This is a genomic window from Mycobacterium sp. SM1 (genome assembly GCF_018361265.1).
Classification (GTDB): Bacteria; Actinomycetota; Actinomycetes; order Mycobacteriales; family Mycobacteriaceae; genus Mycobacterium.
This window is the reverse complement of record NZ_JAFLNH010000003.1, coordinates 382,047-403,701: the sequence shown is the minus strand read 5'-3', so window position 1 is coordinate 403,701 and position 21,655 is coordinate 382,047. Positions and strand designations below refer to the sequence as shown.

17 protein-coding genes and 1 riboswitch are annotated in these 21,655 nt (G+C 68.9%); of the genes, 4 read left to right on the top strand and 13 right to left on the bottom strand.

Going from position 1 to position 21,655, the window contains the following annotated elements; genetic code table 11:
• Positions 1–86: 86 nt before the first annotated feature.
• Positions 87–1,376 carry a threonine ammonia-lyase gene (gene ilvA / locus MSM1_RS14925; RefSeq protein ID WP_213443593.1) on the bottom strand — a complete coding sequence of 430 codons (1,290 nt, stop codon included), beginning with the start codon at positions 1,374–1,376 and terminating at the stop codon, positions 87–89.
• Between the two features lie 28 nt (positions 1,377–1,404).
• On the bottom strand, positions 1,405–1,842 hold the full coding sequence (locus MSM1_RS14920; protein WP_213443587.1) for a nitroreductase family deazaflavin-dependent oxidoreductase: 438 nt from the start codon (positions 1,840–1,842) through the stop codon (positions 1,405–1,407).
• Positions 1,843–1,929: 87 nt separating this feature from the next.
• On the opposite strand from MSM1_RS14920, the gene MSM1_RS14915 reads away from it, so the two are divergent.
• Positions 1,930–3,201 (top strand): amidohydrolase family protein, encoded by a 1,272-nt coding sequence (locus MSM1_RS14915; RefSeq protein ID WP_213443582.1) that lies wholly within the window; start codon positions 1,930–1,932, stop codon positions 3,199–3,201.
• Here the strand turns inward: MSM1_RS14915 and dnaE are convergent.
• Positions 3,164–6,706 carry a DNA polymerase III subunit alpha gene (dnaE, locus tag MSM1_RS14910; protein WP_213443577.1) on the bottom strand — a complete coding sequence of 1,181 codons (3,543 nt, stop codon included), beginning with the start codon at positions 6,704–6,706 and terminating at the stop codon, positions 3,164–3,166. The two genes, MSM1_RS14915 and dnaE, sit on opposite strands and share 38 nt — an antisense overlap.
• Before the next feature lie 281 nt (positions 6,707–6,987).
• Here dnaE and MSM1_RS14905 point away from each other — a divergent pair, with 281 nt between their 5' ends.
• Both MSM1_RS14905 and MSM1_RS14900 read left to right on the top strand, forming a co-directional pair.
• Complete coding sequence (locus MSM1_RS14905; RefSeq protein WP_236056404.1) at positions 6,988–7,359, top strand: group 1 truncated hemoglobin; 372 nt, start codon at positions 6,988–6,990, stop codon at positions 7,357–7,359.
• 81 nt (positions 7,360–7,440) lie between these two features.
• Positions 7,441–8,202 carry a class I SAM-dependent methyltransferase gene (locus MSM1_RS14900; RefSeq protein WP_213443566.1) on the top strand — a complete coding sequence of 254 codons (762 nt, stop codon included), beginning with the start codon at positions 7,441–7,443 and terminating at the stop codon, positions 8,200–8,202.
• Positions 8,203–8,207: 5 nt separating this feature from the next.
• Here MSM1_RS14900 and MSM1_RS14895 read toward each other — a convergent pair whose 3' ends face one another.
• Positions 8,208–9,092, bottom strand: a complete 885-nt coding sequence (locus MSM1_RS14895; RefSeq protein ID WP_213444487.1) for an RluA family pseudouridine synthase — start codon at positions 9,090–9,092, stop codon at positions 8,208–8,210.
• Positions 9,093–9,181: 89 nt separating this feature from the next.
• Positions 9,182–9,724, bottom strand: coding sequence for a signal peptidase II (gene lspA / locus MSM1_RS14890; RefSeq protein WP_213444485.1), 543 nt, complete (start codon positions 9,722–9,724; stop codon positions 9,182–9,184).
• Between the two features lie 127 nt (positions 9,725–9,851).
• Between lspA and MSM1_RS14885 the strand changes: the two genes are divergently transcribed.
• On the top strand, positions 9,852–10,772 hold the full coding sequence (locus MSM1_RS14885; protein WP_213443562.1) for an asparaginase: 921 nt from the start codon (positions 9,852–9,854) through the stop codon (positions 10,770–10,772).
• On the opposite strand, the gene MSM1_RS14880 is transcribed toward MSM1_RS14885, so the two are convergent.
• The 8 genes from MSM1_RS14880 to MSM1_RS14845 all read right to left on the bottom strand — a co-directional run bounded on the left by MSM1_RS14880 (position 10,737) and on the right by MSM1_RS14845 (position 21,653).
• Positions 10,737–12,161 carry a DNA polymerase IV gene (locus tag MSM1_RS14880; RefSeq protein WP_236056628.1) on the bottom strand — a complete coding sequence of 475 codons (1,425 nt, stop codon included), beginning with the start codon at positions 12,159–12,161 and terminating at the stop codon, positions 10,737–10,739. The genes MSM1_RS14885 and MSM1_RS14880 overlap by 36 nt on opposite strands.
• Positions 12,162–12,274: 113 nt before the next feature.
• Positions 12,275–13,141, bottom strand: a complete 867-nt coding sequence (locus MSM1_RS14875; RefSeq protein ID WP_213443558.1) for a hypothetical protein — start codon at positions 13,139–13,141, stop codon at positions 12,275–12,277.
• A 115-nt stretch (positions 13,142–13,256) separates the two neighbouring features.
• The gene (gene ileS / locus MSM1_RS14870; protein ID WP_213443555.1) at positions 13,257–16,382 is read right to left on the bottom strand and encodes an isoleucine--tRNA ligase; all 3,126 of its coding nucleotides are present in this window, start codon (positions 16,380–16,382) and stop codon (positions 13,257–13,259) included.
• Between the two features lie 291 nt (positions 16,383–16,673).
• Positions 16,674–17,048 (bottom strand): amino acid-binding protein, encoded by a 375-nt coding sequence (locus tag MSM1_RS14865; RefSeq protein WP_213443553.1) that lies wholly within the window; start codon positions 17,046–17,048, stop codon positions 16,674–16,676.
• Between the two features lie 344 nt (positions 17,049–17,392).
• A complete protein-coding gene (locus tag MSM1_RS14860; RefSeq protein WP_213443551.1) occupies positions 17,393–17,650 on the bottom strand; it encodes an Rv1535 family protein in 258 nt (85 codons plus the stop codon).
• 297 nt (positions 17,651–17,947) lie between these two features.
• Positions 17,948–18,118: riboswitch (M-box (ykoK) riboswitch) on the bottom strand.
• Between the two features lie 182 nt (positions 18,119–18,300).
• Entirely contained in the window at positions 18,301–18,777 is a 477-nt protein-coding gene (locus MSM1_RS14855) for a hemerythrin domain-containing protein (RefSeq protein ID WP_213443549.1), read from the bottom strand.
• Positions 18,774–19,736 (bottom strand): Rieske 2Fe-2S domain-containing protein, encoded by a 963-nt coding sequence (locus MSM1_RS14850; RefSeq protein WP_213444483.1) that lies wholly within the window; start codon positions 19,734–19,736, stop codon positions 18,774–18,776. Before MSM1_RS14850 ends, MSM1_RS14855 begins: the two co-directional genes overlap by 4 nt.
• Before the next feature lie 477 nt (positions 19,737–20,213).
• Positions 20,214–21,653, bottom strand: coding sequence for an NAD(P)/FAD-dependent oxidoreductase (locus MSM1_RS14845; RefSeq protein WP_213443547.1), 1,440 nt, complete (start codon positions 21,651–21,653; stop codon positions 20,214–20,216).
• Positions 21,654–21,655 lie beyond the last annotated feature (2 nt).

Here is a 21,655-nt window from a genome sequence, read left to right as displayed (position 1 = left end):
GGTCCGACCCGCGGAGTCGCCCAACCCGGGGCCCAGGCGACACAAACGGGCGACACAAACGGCGACACAAACGCCGAAAAGCTCGGCTACAGCAAATAGCGGTAGGCCGGCGACCCTGGCTCGAGGACCTCGATGTGCAGCCCGGTGCCCCGCATCCGGGCTAGCAGGCCGTCGAGGTCCGCGGCCGACCCCAACTCGATACCGACCAGGGCCTCGCCGGTTTCCCGGTTGTTGCGTTTGACGTACTCGAACAGCGTGATGTCGTCGTTGGGTCCCAGCACCTCGTCGAGGAACCGACGCAGCGCGCCGGGCTCCTGCGGGAAATCGACCAGGAAGTAGTGCTTAAGGCCGAGGTGCACCAGCGAACGCTCCAGCACCTCCCCGTAGCGGGAGACGTCGTTGTTGCCGCCGGAGATCAGGCACACCACCGTGGCGCCCGGCTCGACGCCAGCCTCCAGCACTCCGGCGACCGACAGCGCCCCCGCCGGCTCGGCGATGATCCCCTCGTGCTGATACAGGTCGAGCATCGCGGTGCAGACCGCGCCCTCGTCGACGGCGATGATCGACACCATGTCACCGGCGGCGGCCAGCGCGGCATACGTCAGCGTCCCCGCCCGGCTCACCGCGGCGCCGTCGACGAACTGGTCGACGTGCTCGAGGGTCACCGGCCCGCCGGCGGCCAGCGCGGCCATCATGGCCGCCGCCCCCGCCGGCTCCACGCCCAGCACCGCGGTGTTCGCCGTGCGCTCGGCCAGGTAGGTGGTGATGCCGGCCACGCAGCCGCCGCCGCCCACCGGGACCACCACCAGGTCGGGCTCGGCGCCGAGCTGATCGAGCAATTCGACGGCAATGGTGCCCTGACCCGCGATGGTGCGCAGATCGTCATACGGCGGAACCAGCGTGGCACCGGTGCGGGCCACATCCTCGACGGCGGCCGCGGCCGCCACCTCATACGTCGACCCGCCCACAATCAACTCGATGAACTCCCCGCCGTGGTAGCGGATGCGCTCCTTTTTCTGCTTGGGTGTCTTGGCCGGCACGTAAACCCGGCCGTGGATTCCCAGCAAGCGGCACGCATAGGCGAAGCCCTGCGCGTGGTTGCCCGCCGAGGAGCACACCACGCCCGCGGCGACCTGTTCCTCGGACAATTGCACCAGCAGGTTGTAGGCGCCGCGCAGCTTGTAGGAGCGCACGGTTTGCAGATCTTCGCGTTTGAGGTAGATCGTGGCTCCGGTGGCCGCCGACAATCGCTCGCAGTGCTGCAGCGGCGTGGGGGTGACGACCGGCGCGATCCGCTTCGCCGCCGCCTCGATGTCCGCAGCGCACAACATCGCGGCCCCCGGCAGGGCCGGGGTGTGGCTCAGCTCAGCGGACACCGGATAATCGTGCCATCCGACCGGGGTTTTAGCGCACCGGGGTGAGCACGAACACCGGAATCTCGCGCTCGGTGTTGGCCTGATACGTGGCGTAGTCGGGCCAGACCTGCACCGCGCGCTGCCACCAGATCGCCTTCTCCTCGCCGAACACCTCGCGGGCCTCATAGTCGCCGGTGACGGGGCCGTCCTGCAGCTCCACTCGCGGGTTCTTCTTGACGTTGTAGTACCACACCGGGTGCTTGGGGGCGCCAGCCAGCGAGGCGACGATCGCGTACTGCCCCTCATGCTCGACCCGCATCAGCGGGATTTTACGGAGTTTTCCGGTCTTGGCGCCGACCGTGGTCAGCAAGACCACGGGCTTACCCTCTATCTCGGTGCCCTCGGTTCCGCCGGACGCCATGTACTTCTCGGCCTGCTCGCGGGACCAGTCCAGCGGACTGGGTGCGTATTCACCTGTTAGCGGCATGCCTCCCACTGTAAGGGCCGCGCTATCGTGTCACGCCACCCGGGTGATGCGCGCTCTTGGCGCCCGCGCGGCGCTACAGTGGCGAGAATGCCAGCGACCTTGATCACCGGCGCGAACGTCTGGGACGGGATCTCCGGCGCGCCCGAGCCGCGGCAGGTGCTCGTCGCCGACGGCCGCATCCAGCGGGTGGGCGAGGCGATCGAGGCGCCCGCCGACGCGCAGCGCGTCGACCTGTCCGGGCACACCCTGACCCCGGGATTCATCGACTGCCACGTTCATGTCACCCTGGCGCCCCCGCTCGGCCCGGCCCTGGCCGGTGACTCCAGCGTCGCGCGGACGCTGAAGGCGCTGCCCGTGCTGCGGGCCCTGCTGATGAGCGGCTTCACCACCGTGCGCGACCTGGGGTGCGCCGACGTCGACTACCCGACGATCGACCTGCGTGACGCGGTGGCCGCCGGCGTTGTCGACGGGCCGCGGCTACTGGTGGCACCGCATCTGCTGTCCGCGCGCGGCGGCCACGGCGATTTCAGCGCGATGCTCGCCGGGCAGTACCAGGGGCCCTCGCGGGCATTGGAGCTCGCGGCCGCCGACGGCTGCGACGAGATCCGCACCCGGGTCCGCCAAGAGATCCGGGCCGGGGCGGACTGGATCAAGTTCGCCGCCACCGGCGGGTTTGCCTCCCCGTCGGATGATCCCGCCCAGGCCACCTACAGCCAGGAAGAGATGCGCGCCCTGGTGGCGACGGCGGCCGACCTCGAGGTGCCGGCCGCCGCGCACAGCTACGGCGACGAGGGCATCCGGCGCGCGGTGCGCGCCGGGGTGCGCAGCATCGAACACGGCAACCTCGCCTCGGCGGAGGCGCTGCGGATGATCCGTGACGCCGGGGTGTTCCTGGTCCCGACGCAGTACGCGATCCTGTCGGGGGCGCGCCGTGGCGACGACGACCCGATGTGGGCGATCGCGCCCGAGTACGCCCGCCGCAAAGCCCGCAAATACCGGGGCGCGTTGCTGGAGGCCGCCGAACGGCTCGCCGCCAGCGATGTGCGGATCGCGTTCGGCACCGACGCCGGCATGTTCCCGCACCAGGAGAACTGGCGGGAGTTCCCGATGATGGTGTCCGCCGGCATCACCCCGCTGCGGGCCCTGCAAGCTGCCACCAGCACGGCGGCCGAGTTGCTGCGCCTCGATGATCTCGGCGTGATCGCCGAGGGCAAGATCGCCGATCTGATCGCCATGCCCGGAGATCCGCTCAGCGACATCGAGGCCACCGGCAGGGTCGATTTCGTCATGAAGGGCGGCGTGATCTACCAGCGCCCGGTGGCTAACCCCCCAGACAGCCCGGGCCCAGCAGCGCCTTGAGGTCGCCCATCAACGCCGGCGACGGCGTCACCCGCAACGAGGGATCCAGCTCCAGCGTGGTGACCCGGTCCTCGCTGACCAGCCGCAAATGCACCCGTGACGTTCCGGGGTGGCGGGCCAGCACCTGTTTGAGCGCGCTTACCGTGTCGGCAGTGCATTGGCGGGTGGGCAGGCTGACAGCAAGCGGGCGCTCCGCCTTGATGTTGGAAAAGTCAGGCACCACAAGATCGTTGGCGATCAGCACGGTCCGATCGTCGCGGACCGCCACCCGGGCGTTGATGAGCACGACCGCGTCGTCGACGATGTCGGCGCCGTACGTGGAGTAGGTCTGCGGGAAGAACATCACCTCGATGCCCCCGGTGAGGTCTTCCAATTGCGCTGATGCCCAAGACATTCCGTTCTTGTTCACGCGCCGGCTCACCGACGCCAGGATGCCGCCCACCTTCACCGGCGCGTCGTTGGGGATGTCGCCGTCGAGGATCGCCGGGATCGCGGTGTCGACCTGGGCGGCCAGCAAGTGCGCGACCCCGTTGAGCGGATGCCCGGACACATACAGGCCCAGCATCTCGCGCTCCAGCGCCAGCTTGTGCTTGTCGTCCCACTCCTCGTCGGGCACCTTGATGGAAAACACCGCGTCCACGGCGGTATCCGAGCACCCGAAAAGGTCGAACTGGCCCATCGCCTCGGCTTTTTTGGTGCCTAGCACCGAGTCCACCGCGTCGCTGTGCACCAAAAACAGCCCCTTGCGCGGGTGCCCCAGGGTGTCGAACGCGCCCGCCTTGATCAACGACTCGGTGACCTTCTTGTTGCAGGCGGCGATGTCCACCTTGTTCAGGTAGTCGGAGAAGTCGGTGAACTTGCCCTTCTCGGTGCGGGTCTTGATCAGCGAGGCAACGACATTGGCGCCCACGTTGCGCACCGCGCCCAACCCGTAGCGGATGTCGGTGCCCACGGAGGCGAAGTGCAGACCCGACTCGTTGACGTCGGGCGGCAGCACGGTGATACCGAGCTTGCGGCAGTCGGCCAGGTACACCGCGGCCTTGTCCTTGTCGTCGCCGACCGAGGTCAGTAGCCCCGCCATGTATTCGGCCGGATAGTTGGCCTTCAGGTAGGCGGTCCAGTACGAGACCATGGCATAGCCGGCGGCGTGCGACTTGTTAAACGCGTAGTCGGCGAACGGCAGGATGGTGTCCCACAGCGCCTTGATCGCGCCGGCCGAAAAGCCGTTGGCGCGCATCCCCGCCGCGAAGGTCTCGTATTCGGCGGCCAGCACGTCCGCCTTCTTTTTGCCCATGGCCTTGCGCAGAATGTCGGCCTGGGCCAGGGAGTATCCGGCCACCTTCTGCGCGATGCGCATGATCTGCTCCTGGTAGACGATCAAACCGTAGGTCTCGGCGAGGATGTCTGCCAGCGGCTCGGCCAGCTCGGGATGGATCGGCGTGATGGCCTGGCGGCCGTTCTTGCGGTCGGCGTAGTCGTTGTGCGCGTTTTGGCCCATGGGCCCGGGCCGATACAGCGCGATCACCGCGACGACGTCTTCAAAGCCGGTGGGCCGCATGCGGCGCAGCAGATCCCGCATCGGCCCGCCGTCGAGCTGGAACACCCCCAGGGTGTCCCCGCGGCCGAGCAACTCGTAGGTGGCCGGGTCGTCGAGCGGCAGCGACTCCAGGTCGACGTCGATTCCCCTGTTGGCCTTGATGTTTTCGATCGCGTCGCCGATGATGGTCAGATTGCGCAGCCCGAGGAAGTCCATCTTTAGCAGGCCGACGGCCTCGCACGACGGGTAATCCCAACCGGTGATGATCGCGCCGTCCTGGGGGCGTTTCCACAGCGGAATGACGTCCGTCAGCGGCTCGCTGCTCATGATCACCGCGCACGCGTGCACCCCGGCGTTGCGGATCAGGCCCTCCAGGCCCAGGGCGGTCTGGTAGATGGTGCGCACGTCGGGGTCGCTGTCGATGAGGGCGCGGACCTCGGCGGCTTCCTTGTAGCGCTCGTGGCTGGGGTCGGTGATGCCCGCCAGCGGAATGTCTTTGGCCATGATCGCCGGCGGCAGTGCCTTGGTGATCCGATCGGCAATCGCAAAACCGGGCTGCCCGTAGTGGATTCGCGCGGCGTCCTTCAGCGCCGCTTTGGTTTTGATGGTGCCGAACGTGATGACCTGAGCGACCCGGTCATGACCCCACCGCTCGGCGGCGTAGCGCACCATCTCGCCGCGGCGGCGGTCGTCGAAGTCGATGTCGATGTCGGGCATCGACGTGCGTTCCGGGTTGAGGAACCGCTCGAAGAGCAGGCCGTGCGGGATCGGGTCGATATCGGTGATGCCCAGGGCGTAGGCGACCAGCGAGCCGGCGGCCGAGCCGCGGCCGGGCCCGACCCGGATGCCCACCGACCGCGCGTAGCGGACCAAGTCGGCGACGATCAAAAAGTAGGAGGGAAAGCCCTTGGCGCAGATGACCTCGATCTCATAGGCGGCACGCTGGGCGTACCCGTCGGGCAGCCCCCCCGGGAACCGCCGGCGCAGGCCCGCGTCCACTTCGTGACGCAGCCACGACGCCTGGTCGTGGCCCTCGGGCACCGGGAACACCGGCATCCGGTCACGCGGGGTCCACGCGTCGGCGTAGCAGCCCACCCGCTCGGTGATCAGCAGCGTGGCGTCGCAGGCCCCGGGCACCTCGTCGTCCCAGATCTGGCGCATCTCGGCGGCCGACTTCAGGTAGTAGCCGTCACCCTCGAACCGGAACCGATTGGGGTCAGAGAGTGTCCTGCCGGTTTGCACACACAGCAGCGCCTCGTGGTTGTGGGCGGCGTCCCGGGTGACGTAGTGGCAGTCGTTGGTGGCCAGCGGCGGGATGCCCAGGGCGCGGCCGATCTGCAACAGCCCGTCGCGGACCCGCCGTTCGATGGCCAGCCCGTGATCCATCAGCTCGAGAAAGTAGTTCTCGGCACCGAAGATCTCCCGCCATTTGGCGGCCGACTCCAGCGCCTCGCGGTATTGGCCCAGCCGCAGCCGGGTCTGCACCTCACCCGAGGGGCAGCCGGTGGTGGCGATGAGGCCGGTCGCGTGTTCGGCGATCAGCTCCGCGTCCATCCGCGGCCACTTGCCCAGCTGGCCCTCGAAGGACGCCAGCGAGGACAGCTTGAACAGGTTGCGCAGCCCGGTGACGTTCTCCGCGATCATCGTCAGATGGGTGTAGGAGCCGCCCCCGGAAACGTCGTCGGCCTTCTGGCCGGGATCACCCCAGAGGATTCGCCGGGTGTCGAAACGCGAACCCGGGGCGACGTAGGCCTCGATCCCGATGATCGGCTTGATCCCGGCCGCGGTGGTGGCGTTGTAGAATTCGCTGGCGCCGAACATGTTTCCGTGATCGGTCATCCCGATGGCGGACATGTCAAGCCGTTGCGCCTCGGCGAGCATCGGGGTGATCTTCGCCGCACCGTCCAGCATCGAGTACTCGGTGTGGTTATGCAGGTGCACGAAGGACCGCGAAGAAGAGCCGCTCATCAGGAGGCCAGTCTAGGGCCACCGGCCGACGCCGTCGGCGTGTCGGGGTGCGTGTGTTGGCGCAGCGGTGCGGGCTCGCGGTATCGCGCGCGGTGTGCCGACCCGGCGATAGCGCCGCCGCACCCGGGCGGGTCAGCGGCGGGCGCACGCCGCGGTGAGCCACCGGCAATCGGTTTTTTACTGCTTCGGCCGCCCGGCAATCCCGCCGTGACGCTCGCCTAATCGACGCGCAACGGCGCAATGGTGGCCTTGACGGCATGGATCACACCATGGATCACACAATGCCCATCTACGAGCGAATCGGCGGCTACGAGGCGATCGAACGCGTGGTAGCGGACTTCTACGAGCGGGTGCTTGCCGACGATCGGCTGGCCGGCTTTTTCTCCGGGACGAACCTCAACCGCCTCAAGGGACGCCAAGCCGAGTTCCTGGCGGCCGCTTTTGGCGGGCCGGAACCGTACACCGGCGTGTCGATGAAGCGGGCGCACCAGGGCCGTGGGATCACCATGCGCCACTTCAACCTGGTCGCGGGGTACTTAGGAGACGCGCTGTCGGCAGCCGGCGTTCCCGCCGAGACCGTCGACGAAATACTCGCGCTCGTCGCGCCGCTGGCCGGCGAGATCGCGTCGGACCACGCGCCGGCGCACGCCTGACCCGCCGGGCGCCGGTGATCGGCGGGTCATTAGCGACGCGGCGCCCGGTCCGCGTCGGCGGCTCAATGCCACAATGCGGGGATGCCGCGAACGTTCGACGATCTGGTGGCGGAGGCCGCCGCGGCGCCCGTCGAGGGCTGGGATTTCTCCTGGCTCAACGGCCGGGCCACCGAACAACGCCCGACCTGGGGCTACCAACGGCTGATGAGCCGGCGGCTGGCGGGCGTGTCGGCGGCCCTGGACATCCAGACCGGCGGCGGCGAAGTGCTGGCCGGCGCGGAGAAATTCCCGCCCACCATGGCGGCCACCGAGTCATACCCGCCCAACGCCGCGCTGGCCACCCGCCGGTTGCACCCGCGCGGCGCCGTGGTGGTCGTCACCCGGGATGAGCCCCCGCTGCCGTTCGCCAGCGAGGCGTTCGACCTGGTCACCAGCCGACACCCGACCGCCGTGTGGTGGGCCGAGATCGCCCGGGTGCTGCGGCCGGGCGGCAGCTATTTCGCCCAGCACATCGGGCCCGCGACGATGTCCGAGTTGGCCGAGTACTTCATCGGCCCCCAGCCACACCGAGGGGCGGAATTGCATCCGGACACCCAGCGGGCCCGGGCGCACGCCGCGGGCCTGCGGATCGTGGATCTCCGGATGGAGCGGCTGCGCGCCGAGTTCTTCGACATCGGCGCCGTTGTCTACTTTCTGCGCAAGGTGATCTGGACCGTCCCGGACTTCACCGTGGACCGCTACCGCGACCGGCTGCGGGAGCTCCACGAGCGCATCGTGGCCGCCGGGCCGTTCGTCGCCCATGCCACCCGTGTCCTCGTCGACGCCCGCAAGCCGGACGGCTGAGGGTCTCAGCTCTCGGCGCGCAGCACCTCGAGGGCGTGCTGCAGGTCGGCCGGATACGGGCTAACGATCTCCATCTGGCGCCCGTCACCCGGATGAATGAACGCCAGCGACCGCGCATGCAGCCATTGACGTTGCAGACCAAGCTTTTCCGCGAGCTTCGGATCAGCACCGTAGGTCAGGTCGCCGCAGCAGGGGTGGTGCAGCGCGGCGAAATGCACCCGGATCTGGTGGGTGCGGCCGGTCTCTAGGTGAACCTCGAGCAGGCTGGCGGCGACGAACGCTTCCAGGGTGTCGTAATGGGTGAGGCTGCGCCGGCCGCTTTTGGTGACCGCGAATTTCCAGTCGTGGCTGCGGTGCCGGCCGATCGGCGCGTCGATCGTACCGCTGGACGGGTCGGGGTGGCCCTGCACCAGCGCGTGGTAGCGCTTGTCGACGGCGCGGCGTTTGAACGCCCGCTTGAGCGCGGTGTATGCCCGGTCGGAGAGCGCCACCACCATCACCCCCGAGGTGCCGACGTCCAGGCGATGCACGATGCCCTGGCGCTCGTGCACCCCCGAGGTGGTGATCCGGTAACCGGCGGCCGCCAGTCCGCCGAGCACCGTCGGCCCACTCCAGCCGACGGATGCGTGCGCCGCCACCCCCGGGGGTTTGTCGACGGCGACGATGTCCTCGTCGGCATACAGGACCGTCATGCCCTCGACGTCGACCGGGGTATTCTCCGGCGGCACCGGCGCCCTGGGCAACTGCACGCGCAGCCAGGCTCCCGCTTTCAGCCGATCGGACTTGCCCGCCGGCGCGCCGTCTAATTCGACACCGCCGGCTTCGGCGATCGCCGCCGCGGCGCTGCGCGACACACCGAGCAGCCGGGCCAGCCCGGCGTCAACCCGCATGCCCGCCAGGCCTTCCGGGACGGGCAGTGAGCGCTCGGTCGTCAACCCCGGCTCCTCCTGGCCGGGCCGCTCGGCATCCTCACCGCTGATCACCCGCTCTTGCGCCGCCCGACGGCGTCGAAGTCGAAGCCCAAGATGGACAGCACGACCAGCAGGATCGCCCCGCCGACCACCGACGGGTCGGCCACGTTGAACACCGGCCACCAGCCGATCGACAAGAAGTCCACGACGTGTCCCCGCAGCGGCCCGGGCGAGCGGAAGAACCGGTCGACCAGGTTGCCGGTCGCGCCGCCGAGGATCATCCCCAGGCCGATCGCCCACCACGGCGACACCAGTCGGCGCCCCATCCAGATAATGCCGGCCACGACACCGATCGCGATCAGCGTCAACAGCCACGTGTAGCCGGTCGCCATGGAAAAGGCGGCCCCGGAATTGCGAACCAGGGTCCAGGTCACGGTGTCGCCGATGATCGACACCGGCCGGCCCGGGGTCAGCAGCTTGACCGCCAGCACCTTGGTGACGATGTCGAGTAGCAGCACCACCGCCGCTACCGAGAGCAGCAGGCGCAGCCGCCGCGGCGGCGCGGGCGCTGCGGTGTCCCCGGCCTCCCCGGCCACCGTCCCCGGCTCCATCGATCCGTGGTCAGTCACTCCCCCATCATCCACACCTCGATGGCCCGCCGCGCTGCGGCCGTTTCGGCTCGCATCGTCGCCTGGGCGACGCCCGCCCTCGGCGGTGAGCGAGTGCGATGATGCCGGCATGAGCCGACTCACCATGATCAGCACCGGCGGCACGATCGCCAGCAGCGCCGGCGCCGACGGGGCGCTGCGGCCCACTCGCGGCGGAGCGGAGCTGGCGCTGGGCCTAGACGTCGATGTCGTCGACCTGATGGCGGTCGACAGCTCCCAGCTCACACCGGCCGATTGGGACCGCATGCGCGCGGCGGTGCAGACCGCGACCGGCAACGGCGCCCCGGGCGTGGTCATCACGCACGGCACCGACACCCTTGAGGAGACCGCGCTGTGGCTGGAACTCACCTATGCCGGCGCCGCGCCGGTGGTGCTGACCGGTGCGCTGCGCGCCGCCGACGCACCCGACGCCGACGGTCCCGGTAATCTGCGCGACGCGCTGACGGTGGCCGCCAGCGCGTCCGCGCGCGACCTGGGGGTGCTGGTCAGTTTCGCCGGCCAGCTGTGGCAGCCGCTGGGCCTGCGGAAAACGGGGGGCCGCCGCGGTTTCGCCGGTGACCTGCTGGGCACGGTCGGGGGCGGCGTGACGCTGACGCGCCCGAAAACCCGGCCCTATTTGGGTGAGCTGACCGCCGCCACGGCGCCACGGGTGGACATCGTGGCCGTCTACCCGGGAAGCGACGCGGTGGCGCTGGACGCGTGCGTGGCGGCCGGAGCGCGGGGTGTGGTCCTGCAGGCGCTGGGATCGGGCAACGCGCCGGCCGCGGTGATCGACGGGGTGCGCCGGCATTGCCGCGCCGGGGTCGTGATCGCGGTGTCCACCCGGGTCGCGGGCGCGCGGGTCAGCGCGGGCTACGGTCCGGGCCGCGAACTGGCCGCCGCGGGCGCGCTGATGGTGCCACGGCTGGCCCCGCCGCAGGCCCGGGTGCTGCTGATGGCCGCGCTGGCGGCGGCGCTACCGGCCGCCGATGTCATCAACCGGTGGGGTTGACACGTCCTCGGCCCGCAGCCCGTCCTCGGCCCGCAGCCCGTCCTCGGCCCGCAGCCCGTCCTCGGCCCGCAGCCCGTCCTCGGCCCGCAGCCCGGCGACATAGTCCGGCCAGTCCAGGCTGTCGAGGGGATCGGCGCGGGTGAGATCGCGGGTGTCGGCGGCAAAAGTCCGCATCGCCCCCGGGCCGGTGTCACGGGTTTCGAACCGCACCGTCACCACGCCGTGCCCCGCGCCCTGCACCCAGCCGTGCCCGTGATCGGGGTGGGCGACGTCATCGCCCACCCGCCACCCGGCGATCTGAGGCGGTGCCGAGCCAGCCGCCTGGTGAGATTCCCACGTCGCCGCCGCCGGCTCGAGATCGGAAAACAGCGGCTCCTGGCGCACCTCGGTTAAACCCGAAAAGCCCACGCCGAGAAGGCGAATCGGCCCGATCTCGCGTGGATCCAGCAGCAGCCGGCGAGCCACCGACACCAGCGCGGCGGCGTCGGTGGTGGCGTGCGGCAGGGTCGCGGAGCGGGTGAGCGTGCCCATATCGGATTTGCGCAGTTTCACCGTGACGGTGCGTGCGCCCCGCCCGTCGCGGACCAGCCGTTGATGCGCGTGCTCGGCGATTGGGGCGACCGCATCCTGCAGCTGCTCCAACGTGGTCACATCGACCGCGAACGTGGACTCGGCGCTGATTTGCTTGGCTTCGCCACGCTCGACGACCGGGCGGTCGTCGATCCCGCGGGCCAGCCGGTGCAATGCGGGCCCGGCGGTGGCGCCCAGGATGTTGGCCGCCTCCGCCTCGCTCAACGCGGCCAGCTGCCCGATGGTCTCGATGCCCAGCCGGTGCAGCTTCTCCTCGGCGACCGGGCCGATGCCCCACAACCGCCGCACCGGCAGACCGGCGAGCAGAGCCTGCTCCTCGCGGCGCCGGATCACCCGAACACCGTCGGGCTTGGCCAGCCCGGAGGCGATCTTGGCGATCTGCTTACCCGAGCCTGCGCCCACCGAGGCGACCAGGCCGGTGTGCTCCAACACCCGTCGCCGTAGGCCTTCGCAGAACCGCTCGACGTCTTCGGCGGACGCACCGCTGAGCCCGGGCGGCTCGGCGAACGCCTCGTCGTGCGCCAGCTGCTCGACGACGGGCACCACGCTGCGCACGGTGTCGAACACCCGGCGGCTGGCCACCGCGTACACCGCGCCCCGCGGCGGCAACACCACCGCCTGAATGCCCACCAGCCGGCGCGCCTGATGCATCGGCATCGCCGAGCGGGCACCGAACACCCGGGCCTCGTAACTCGCCCCGGCCACCACACCCCGTCCGCCCAGGCCGCCGACCAGCACCGGGCGCCCCCGCAGCGTGGGACGGGTCAGCTGCTCGACGGAGGCGAAGAACGCGTCCATGTCCAGGTGCAAGACCCAGCGGGCAGTCACAACCTTCAATCATCCTCTGGCCGCGAACGTGCAACTACCGACGGGTCTACTCGGGAAATGCGTTGCCAGTTGCACTTTCGCGGCTACCCGAGCGGGCAGCCCGCGGCACGTAACGCGTCGCGGGCCCGGGCGACGATGACGTGCGGGCGATAGCTCAGCAGCTCGGAGCTCACGCGGACCAGTCGCCAGCCGCGGCGCTGCAGGTTGGCGGCGCGCTCGATGTCATTGGCGCGGATGCGCGGATCGGTCCAATGCTGGGGCCCATCGTATTCGACACCGACAAGCCACTCCTCCCAGCCCATGTCGATGCGGGCGAGCACCCGACCCCAATCGTCGTGCACCACGATCTGGGTCTGCGGTCTCGGCAAGCCCCCCGCGATGAGCGCCAGCCTGGTGCGGGTCTCCTGCGGCGACTCGGCGCCGGCGTCGACCAGGGGCAGCGCCCGTCGCAGCTGCTTCATGCCGCGAGCGCCACGGTGGGCGCCGATCAGCGGCTGAACATCGTCGAGCGTCAACCCGGTGGCCCGGGCCAAGGCGTCAATGCGAATGACAGCGGTCGGCAGGCCAGGTCGCCGACCCAGGTCGAACGCGGTGCGAGCGGGACAGGTCACCGCAATCCCGTCGACCGCCGTGGTCTCACCGGCGAGCAGCCTCTCCTCGCGGGTGATGATCAGCGGGGGTGGACGTTTGCGGTCGCTGATAAGTTCGGCGGGCGCGCGCGGGTCGACCCATTCCGCGCCGAGCAGCGCGGCCGCGGAGTTGCCGGCGACGACCGCTTCCCGGCCCGACCACAGCCACGCGGCCAGTGCCCGATCTCGCGCGGTCAGCTCGCCGCCGCGCCGCTGGTAGACGTTGCGGTAAATCCGCGTGCAGGACCGGCGCAATTCCCGTTCGGTCAGCGTGCCGGCCCGGATCGCATCGGTCCCGACGAACGGTGTCGTCTTCCCCATGGGCGCAGCGTGCCAGGACACCCCGACATGCCGCGACAGTGCACCTGCCGACGGGCCTACTTGGGAAATGCGTCGCCAGTTGCACTGTCGCGGGGCTAAGCCGGGCTAAGCCCGGTTAAGCCTTGGCGATGCTGACGCGCACGCCGTCGCCGATCGCGACGGCGTGCGGTGCCGGCTCAGCGAATTCGAAGCTGGTGGCCAGGATTTCGCGGGCGATCAGGTCGCGGTGCGCCTGTGCCCAGTCCTGACGCTGCGCGGGCACCGACATCGTCACACTGATCCGGTCAGAGACATCCAGCCCGCTCGCCTTGCGCAGTTCCTGCAGTTCGCGGATGCGGTCCTTGGCCCAGCCCTCGGCTTCCAGTTCGGGGGTCACCGTGCCGTCCAGCACCACCAGGCCGGTGCCGTCGGCCAGGGCGGCGGTGTACTCCGGGTCGGCGGCCACCAGTTTCGAGCTGTACTCGCCGGGCTGCAGCACCGCCGGACCCGCGGTCAAGGTGCCGTCCGGGTTGACGACGCCCTCGCCCGCCTTGACGGCCCTGATGGCGGCCTGCACGTCTTTGCCCAGCCGCGGCCCGGCGACCCGCGCGTTGACCGCGAGCTCGAAGCGGCCGTAGCGCGCAATGTCGTCGCTGAGTTCGACCTTCTTGACGTTGAGCTCCTCGGCGATCAGCTCGGTGAACGGCTCGAGGTGGTGCGGATCCTCAACCGCCACAGTGAGTTTCGGCAACGGCAGCCGTACGCGCAGCTGGTGCGCCTTGCGCAGCGACGATGCCGTCGAGCACACCTCCCGCACCCGGTCCATGGCGGCCACCAGCGTGGTGTCGGCGGGCACCTCCCCGGCGGCCGGCCAGTCCGTCAGGTGCACCGAACGTCGGCCGGTGATCCCGCGCCAGATGACCTCGGTAGTCAGCGGAAGCAGCGGGGCGGCCAGCCGCCCGGTCACCTCCAGCACGGTGTGCAGGGTGTCGATGGCGTCGGGGTCTTCATCCCAGAACCGTTGGCGTGAGCGGCGCACATACCAGTTGGTCAGCGCGTCGGTGAATCGGCGCAGCTGTTCGCAGGCGCCGGAGATGTCGCAGGCATCCAACGCCTCGGTGAGCCGATCACGCAGCACGGCGAGCTTGGCCAGGATGTAGCGGTCCAAAACGTGGGGCGAATCAGTGCGCCAAACACCGACTTTCGGTGCGTAGAGCGCCAGAAAGCTGTAGGCGTTCCACAGCGGCATCAGCACCTGGCGCACGGCTTCGCGGATACCCGGTTCCGTGACAATCAGGTTGCCGCCGCGCAGGATCGGCGAGGCCATCAAAAACCAGCGCATGGCATCGGAGCCGTCGCGCTCGAACACCTCGGTCACGTCGGGGTAGTTGCGCCGCGACTTGCTCATCTTCTGGCCGTCATAGCCCAACACAATCCCGTGCGCCACGCAGGTTTTGAATGCAGGCCGGTCGAACAGCGCGGTGGCCAGCACGTGCAGGGTGTAAAACCAGCCGCGGGTCTGCCCGATGTATTCGACGATGAAGTCCCCCGGGTAGTGCGTCTGAAACCACTCGGCGTTCTCGAATGGGTAATGCACCTGCGCGTAGGGCATCGAACCCGAGTCGAACCAGACGTCGAGCACGTCGGGGATGCGCCGCATCGTCGAACGTCCAGACGGGTCATCGGGATTGGGCCGGGTCAGCTCGTCGATGTAGGGCCGGTGCAGGTTGTCCGGGCGCACCCCGAAGTCGCGCTCCAACTCATCGAGGCTGCCGTAGACGTCGATCCGCGGGTAGGCCGGGTCGTCGGACTTCCACACCGGAATCGGGGTGCCCCAGTAGCGGTTTCGCGAGATCGACCAGTCACGCGCGCCCTGCAGCCACTTGCCGAACTGGCCGTCTTTGACGTGCTCGGGGTACCAGGTGATCTGCTGGTTGAGTTCGACCATGCGGTCGCGGAATTCGCTGACCTTGACGAACCACGACGACACCGCGCGGTAGATCAGCGGGTTGCGGCAGCGCCAGCAGTGCGGGTAGGGGTGCTCGTAGGTTTCGTGGCGCAGCAGCACCGCCCCGTTGGCCGCGGCGGGGCCGCTGCCGTTCTTCAGGTCGCGGATGATCTGCGCGTTGGCGTCGAAGACGTGCCGGCCCTGATAGTCCGGCACGGTGGCGTCGAAACGGCCCCTGGAATCCACCGGCGTCACCGCCGTGATGCCGGCTTTTTCGGCGGCCAGCATGTCGTCCTCGCCGTAGGCCGGAGCCAGGTGCACGATGCCGGTGCCGTCCTCAGTGGTCACAAAGTCACCACCCAGCACCCGAAAAGCGTTGGGCGAGTCCATAAAGTACGGGAACGGCGGCAGGTAGCGCAGGCCCAGCAGGTCGGAGCCGCGGCAGGTGCCCAGCACCTCGGGGTGCTCCCCGAGCTCGCGGGTGTAGGCACCCAGCCGGGCCTGGGCCAGCACGAGCCGGCGATCGCCCGCCCGCACCTGCACATAGGTCACATCGGGGTTGACCGCCACCGCCTGGTTGGCCGGCAGCGTCCAGGGTGTGGTCGTCCACACCAGCAGGTACGCGCCCGCCAGGCCGGTCTCGTCGCCGTTGGCGACGCGGAATCCGACGGTGATCGCTGGGTCCTGGCGGCTTTGGTAGATGTCGTCATCCATGCGCAGTTCATGGTTGGACAGCGGGGTTTCGTCGCGCCAGCAATACGGCAACACCCGGTAGCCCTCGTAGGCCAGGCCCTTGTCCCACAGCTGCTTGAACGCCCAGATGACCGACTCCATGTAGGGCAGGTCGAGTGTCTTGTAGTCGTTGTCGAAATCGACCCAGCGGGCCTGACGGGTCACATAGGCCCGCCATTCGTCGGTGTAACGCAGCACCGAGGCGCGGCATGCGTCGTTGAACGCCGCGATACCCATGGCGTCGATCTGGGATTTGTCGGTGATCCCGAGCTGCTGCTCGACCTCGAGCTCGGCGGGCAGCCCGTGGGTGTCCCAGCCGAAGCGGCGCTCCACCTTATAGCCGCGCATGGTGCGATACCGCGGCACAATGTCTTTGACGTAGCCGGTGAGCAGATGCCCGTAGTGCGGCAGGCCGTTGGCGAAGGGCGGCCCGTCATAAAACACGTACTCCCGGGCGCCGGCGCGGCGGTCGATGCTGGCGCGGAAGGTGTCGTCGACCGCCCAGTAGTCGAGGACCTCGAGTTCCAGGGCCGGAAAGTCGGGGGCGCCACCAGCCGGTCGTGGATAGGTGTGCTCGGTCAACGTGTCGTCTCCTGTGCCAGGGTGCCGATTTCGGCACTGGCGTGCCTGTGTTAGGCCGGGGACGACGCCGCGCCGGGTGCGCGAGCGCCGCGGTACCACCCCGCTTGCACACGCCGTGGCGTGGCCGCTCGATTAAGGCTATGACGGGCCAACCCGTTCGGTTCTACTGGGCTGCTTCCGGTGCAGAAGCCGGCTGTTCTTCCGAAGGCTCCCCGGTGATGGCCGGATCAACGCCGTTGCATCGATTCTACGGATCCTCGCCGGCGACCGCCGGGGCGGCCCGCCGGGCGCTCAGCCCAGCGCGGCCTTGGCGTCGGCCAGGTTGTCCGCCCCCAGCACCAGGCGGGTGCTGGTCGCCAGGTAGACGGTGTCCAGGTTGACCTTTGCGGCGCCGAGCTTGTGCACCGCCTCGGCCAGGGCGCCGGGGCGGTCCGCCACCTCCAGAACGATGACCTCCTGCTCCTCTTCGATCTTGATGCCGGCACTCGTCAGCGCTTCGAATGCGGCGGTGGGATCCTGCACGAGGATGTGCAACTCCGCCTGGCCTCCCCCGCCACCAAGGGCGCACAGACCGGTGATGTTGACGCCCGCTCTGCCCAACACCTCACCCACCCGAGCCAGCTCTCCAGGCTCGTCATCCAGATAGAGCGTCAGATCGGTCGCCATGACACCCTCCTTCGCGCCACCACCGCCCGGGATCCGGCCGCATCGGGTTGGGCCGAGCGGATCTATTAACGCTACTGCGGATAACACCACCTGTTGCCGGGTTTTCGCGGTGGCAGCCGGTGTCGGCTGGGCCGCCTGACAGCCCCGCGACTGGGCGGGCAAAAATCACACGGCGCGTGCCTTGCCTGATCTCAGGGGCGATGATCCCCGGGAAAATACGCCCAAGGGAAATGCCACGAAGAAATGCCAAGGGGCTGCCTGGCCGCACCACTACGCTGCGGCCGGGCAGCCCCTTGGGCTTAGGGCGCGCCACGGACCCGTGACAAAAGATGCGCCGGGTGGTGTCACGCCAGGACCTCTAACAGCCCGACGCGCCACAGCGCCGCATACAGCTGGTGCACCGGAGCCCGCAACAACCACGCGGCCCCCTCCACCAGCGGGTCGCCCCCGACGCCGAACGGCTGGTCGTCAAGGCGCTTGGCTATCTTCTTCTGCGCGGCCTTCTTGGCGGCGGCTGGCGTCGGCTCTGCGGCCGGCACCGCCCGCAGCTTGGGCGCGCGGGGCACTCTCGTGGCTACGTCATCCCACAGAACAGCAGTCATGGTTGCCTCCTCGACGGAAAATCAATCGGACACTTCTGGACTGACTGTTCCGTCCCTCTCACGGTTCCCGGCGCCCGAGCGGATCGCTCGGCCGGTGAGGCAACTCGCGCTTTCTAGCTCAACGGCCAGGGGAGACGCCGCGCCGCAGGCCGGATCGGGACGAAACCAAGCCCGGATATCGACCCGGACTAGAACTGGAACTCATGCGTCCCTCACCTCCTCGCGGTCGCGAACACGTGCGGATGCCCGCACCCTTCACACGCAAGCAGGAGCGCAGAACCCGGCGACTGCCGGACAACCGCACCCCACTCGTCAGAGCTTCGACACCACACGCCGTATCCGGAAACACCAGAAGCCACTTGGGCTCAACCCTTAACCCGGGAAGAGCTGTCCTGACCCTGGGCGTCTCTCGACGTTCGGGGTCAGTGGCCTGTGTCCGTGTGGCCGCCTCGCCTAACGAGGTGCTTACCTACCCGATAGTGCAACAACAACGCGGCGAGGTCAAACCACCAAGTTCCACCGTGTCCGGATTGTTAGCGGATTTCTTACGCGTACCGGCGTCACGACCGGCGGGGCCGCCCCGATACGACGGCACGGCCAGGCGGGTGGGACGGTGCGCTGGCGTCGCCCACGCGCCGAAAGCCCTCGCGCTATAACGACCGCAGCAGTGCCTTACGGCCCTTGACCCGCAGCTTGTGGACCGTGGAGCCGCGTAATTCCTGGATGCGGCCGGCCATCTGGTCACCGAGCGTGTCGAGTTCTTCGTCGCTGAGCTGCACCGGCGGTGGTGCGGGGATCATGTCGCGTTCTTCTGCGTCGGCGTGGGCCTCGAGCACCCGGGCGAAGGAACGCCATTCGTCGTCGTACTCGGGCGCCCGCGGCGACGTGCGAAGAAGCACCGCCAGCTGGTCGATGACCTGGCGATGTTCGGCATGCGCGATCGCGATCAAGTCGCCGGCCGCCGACAGGGCCGGGTAATACAAGTCGTCTTCGATGCGAAAGTGGATGTCCAGTTCCACCAGCAATTCGTCGAGCAGGTCTTGGCGTTCGGCCGGCGCCTCGCTGATCTTCTTTATCAGGCCTTTGATCACCTTGTGGTGATCCTGCAATACCGTGTAGGCGGTCACTTAGCCACTCCCTTGGCCGCGGCGAGGGCATGGTGGCCATCGCCGCGCAGCTCGATCATCCCGTCGTTGATCCGCGTCTCGTAGCACGGCAGCGGCGCCGCCGCCGGGCCCCGCAGCACTTCCCCGGACTTGAGGTCGAACCACGACCCGTGCCAGGGGCATACGACGCGGCCGCGATCGATCCAGCCGTCGACCATCGGCGCGGCCAGGTGCGGGCACAGCTCGCCGAACGCCGACACCTGCCCATTGCCATCGCGGCACAGCACCACTCCCACACCGTCGAGCTCCACCCGCTGCGGCTTGCCATCCTGCAGCGAGGCCGCCGGCAGCACCGGTGTCCAGTCTGCGGTGCGCAGCCGCTTGCCGGATTGGTCGATGCCGATACCGGATTCGAATACCAACGCACCGCCCAGGTAGCCGCCACCGATGGTGACCGCATAACCGACCGCGCTGATCGCAATCCCCCGCAAATGCCGGCCGCGGCGGCGCTCCCACCACGACATCAGGTAGAGGGCAGTGGCCACGACGTTCAACACGCCGTGCACCAGTCCGATGCGGCGCTCTTCCTCGTGAGTGTGCTGCCAATCGGTCACGCCGGTGACCGCGGAGCCGATGTTCGCCAGGATGCCGATCCCGAGCGCCCGCGACGCGAACCGCGACGCGTCAAGCATCTCTGCGGCGGGCCGGCCCGGCAACACGCTGATCGCATCCAACGCCACGGTCGTGCCGATTGCCCCGCTGGTCAACGACGCCAATGGCGGATGGACCGGATGCCCGAGCCAGACGCCGTGCAACGCATTGGTGACCCGGTCGCGCGCGCCTCCCAGCGCGTTGTAGGCGAAGCTGAGCAGGTGCTCGAAACGGTAGCTCGGCCGGTCCAGCCACCGCTGACGCCCGATGAAAGCCAGCACCCGGGGCCCGATCTTCTGGAACCGTCCGTCGGGTGAGCGCTGAGCCATGAGGAGCACCGTGTCCTTTCTTTCTTGCGTCTCACGTGCGGCGTCTTTCACGTGCGTCGACAACGCCGCCGGTATTTTACGCATCCGGACCTACCGAAAATAACTGGCGACTGTCAATACCTACTTATCCGCAAGGTTATCCGCGAGCTGATCCGCCAAATGCACGGACTGGCGCGGCCCCCTGGTTAAACGGGACTGCGGTCCTATCCGCAGGCAGGGTGCAGCGGTCGGTCGGCGCATCGTGTCTTGAGGTCTTGAGCTGGCGCGGTGGCTCACTGCCGCCTGGCAGCCCTCTCGGAGGCGACAGTCCCTGTTGGCAGAGCGTGAGCGCCGAGCGCAACAGCCAACAGCCGGTGGGACTTGGCGGGTGTCCGGGCCGGCATCCACCGGGCGCTAAGCAGCTGCCGCTAAGCAACTGCCGCTACGCAACTGCCGCTACGCAACTGCCGCCAAATAACTGCGGCCACGCAACTGCGGCTAGACGAGTTCGTAATCGGCCAGATCGGGCCGCGTCATGACCTCCTGAAAGCGGGTGAAACTCCACGGCCAGACGGCGGGCACCCCGCGGTCGTCGAGGTACCAGCTGCGGCAACCCGTCACCCACACGGTTTTGCGAGCCGCCTGCACCCGCTCGGCCTCGAAGTGGGCGGTGGCCCGGTGGCTGGCGCTGATCTGGCGGCACTCACCCTCGCTCAACAGCTCGATGAGCTGCGCCAGGTAACCGATCTGCGCCTCGGCCACGTCGATCAGCGAAAAGTTGCCAACCGGCCCGTTCGGCCCGTTGAGCATGAACAGGTTGGGAAAATCGGGCACCGACACCGACAGGTAGGCAACCGGCCGCTGGCCCCAAACATCGTCGAGACGCACCCCGCCGCGGCCCACCACCTCCATCGGGCGCAGGAAGCGGTCCACCCGGAAACCGGTGGCCAGCACCAGCACATCGAGCCGGTGCAACCGGCCGTCGACGGTGCGCACCCCCTCCGCCTCGACTCGGTCGATGGGTTCGGTGACCAGGCGGGCGTTGGGCCGCTGGATCGCCTCGTAGAAGTTCGGCGAGACGATCAACCGCTTACAGCCCGCCCGGTAAGCGGGCCGCAGCTTCTCCCGCAGCTCCGGATCGGCCACGTTGTCCTCGAGATTGGCCAGGGCCGCCTCGTGCAGCAGCGCCAGCGCCGGCGATTGCGCGTCGACGACGGCGTTGGCGAAGCTCTGGATGAAGCGGGCGTTCAATTCCTCGCGCAGATCGGCCAGCAACGCCGGATTGGCCCGGTAGCGAGCCCGGTCAGCCTCGTCGATGGGCGGGTTGGGCACCGGCAGCACCCACTGCGGGGTGCGCTGGAACAGGGTGAATTCCCCCACGATGCCGCTGACCGCGCCGGTGATCTGCACCGCCGAGGAACCCGTGCCGATCACCCCGAGCCGCGTGCCCCCCAGCGGCACGCGGTGGTCCCAGCGGGCGCTGTGGAACACCGGGCCGGTGAACTCGTCGAGCCCGTCGATGTCGGGGTAGCGCGGGTGGTGCAGCACCCCGGTGGCGGCGATGACGACATCGGCCTCGTCGCGTTCCCCGGTGGATGTCTCGACGCGCCAACGAGTTCCATCATGCTCAAGGCGGCGCACCTCGCGTCCGTAGCGAATCACGTCGTTGACGCCGTAGCGCTGCGCGACGCTTTCGAGGTAGGCCAGGATCTCTGCGCCCGGCGCGAACACGTGGCTCCATTCCGGGTTCGGGGCGAAGGTGTAGGTATACAGGTGCGCGGGCACATCGCAGCAAATGCCCGGATAGGTGTTCTCCCGCCAGGTGCCACCGAGCCGGTCGGCCTTCTCATAGACGGTGACGTCGGCGCAGCCGGCCTCGCGCAGCTTGATCGCGGCGAGCACCCCCGCCATCCCGGCGCCGACAACAACGACGCGCATAC

Coding starts and splice junctions, on each gene's coding strand:
- MSM1_RS14895 (WP_213444487.1), bottom strand. CDS start 9,092: ATGCGGGTTGACGCCGGGCTGGCCCGGCTGCTCGGTGTGTCGCGCAGC.
- MSM1_RS14915 (WP_213443582.1), top strand. CDS start 1,930: ATGCCAGCGACCTTGATCACCGGCGCGAACGTCTGGGACGGGATCTCC.
- MSM1_RS14845 (WP_213443547.1), bottom strand. CDS start 21,653: ATGCGCGTCGTTGTTGTCGGCGCCGGGATGGCGGGGGTGCTCGCCGCG.
- MSM1_RS14900 (WP_213443566.1), top strand. CDS start 7,441: ATGCCGCGAACGTTCGACGATCTGGTGGCGGAGGCCGCCGCGGCGCCC.
- MSM1_RS14865 (WP_213443553.1), bottom strand. CDS start 17,048: ATGGCGACCGATCTGACGCTCTATCTGGATGACGAGCCTGGAGAGCTG.
- dnaE (WP_213443577.1), bottom strand. CDS start 6,706: ATGAGCGGCTCTTCTTCGCGGTCCTTCGTGCACCTGCATAACCACACC.
- lspA (WP_213444485.1), bottom strand. CDS start 9,724: ATGGAGCCGGGGACGGTGGCCGGGGAGGCCGGGGACACCGCAGCGCCC.
- MSM1_RS14920 (WP_213443587.1), bottom strand. CDS start 1,842: ATGCCGCTAACAGGTGAATACGCACCCAGTCCGCTGGACTGGTCCCGC.
- MSM1_RS14850 (WP_213444483.1), bottom strand. CDS start 19,736: ATGGCTCAGCGCTCACCCGACGGACGGTTCCAGAAGATCGGGCCCCGG.
- MSM1_RS14880 (WP_236056628.1), bottom strand. CDS start 12,161: ATGGACGCGTTCTTCGCCTCCGTCGAGCAGCTGACCCGTCCCACGCTG.
- MSM1_RS14860 (WP_213443551.1), bottom strand. CDS start 17,650: ATGACTGCTGTTCTGTGGGATGACGTAGCCACGAGAGTGCCCCGCGCG.
- MSM1_RS14885 (WP_213443562.1), top strand. CDS start 9,852: ATGAGCCGACTCACCATGATCAGCACCGGCGGCACGATCGCCAGCAGC.
- MSM1_RS14875 (WP_213443558.1), bottom strand. CDS start 13,141: ATGGGGAAGACGACACCGTTCGTCGGGACCGATGCGATCCGGGCCGGC.
- MSM1_RS14905 (WP_236056404.1), top strand. CDS start 6,988: ATGCCCATCTACGAGCGAATCGGCGGCTACGAGGCGATCGAACGCGTG.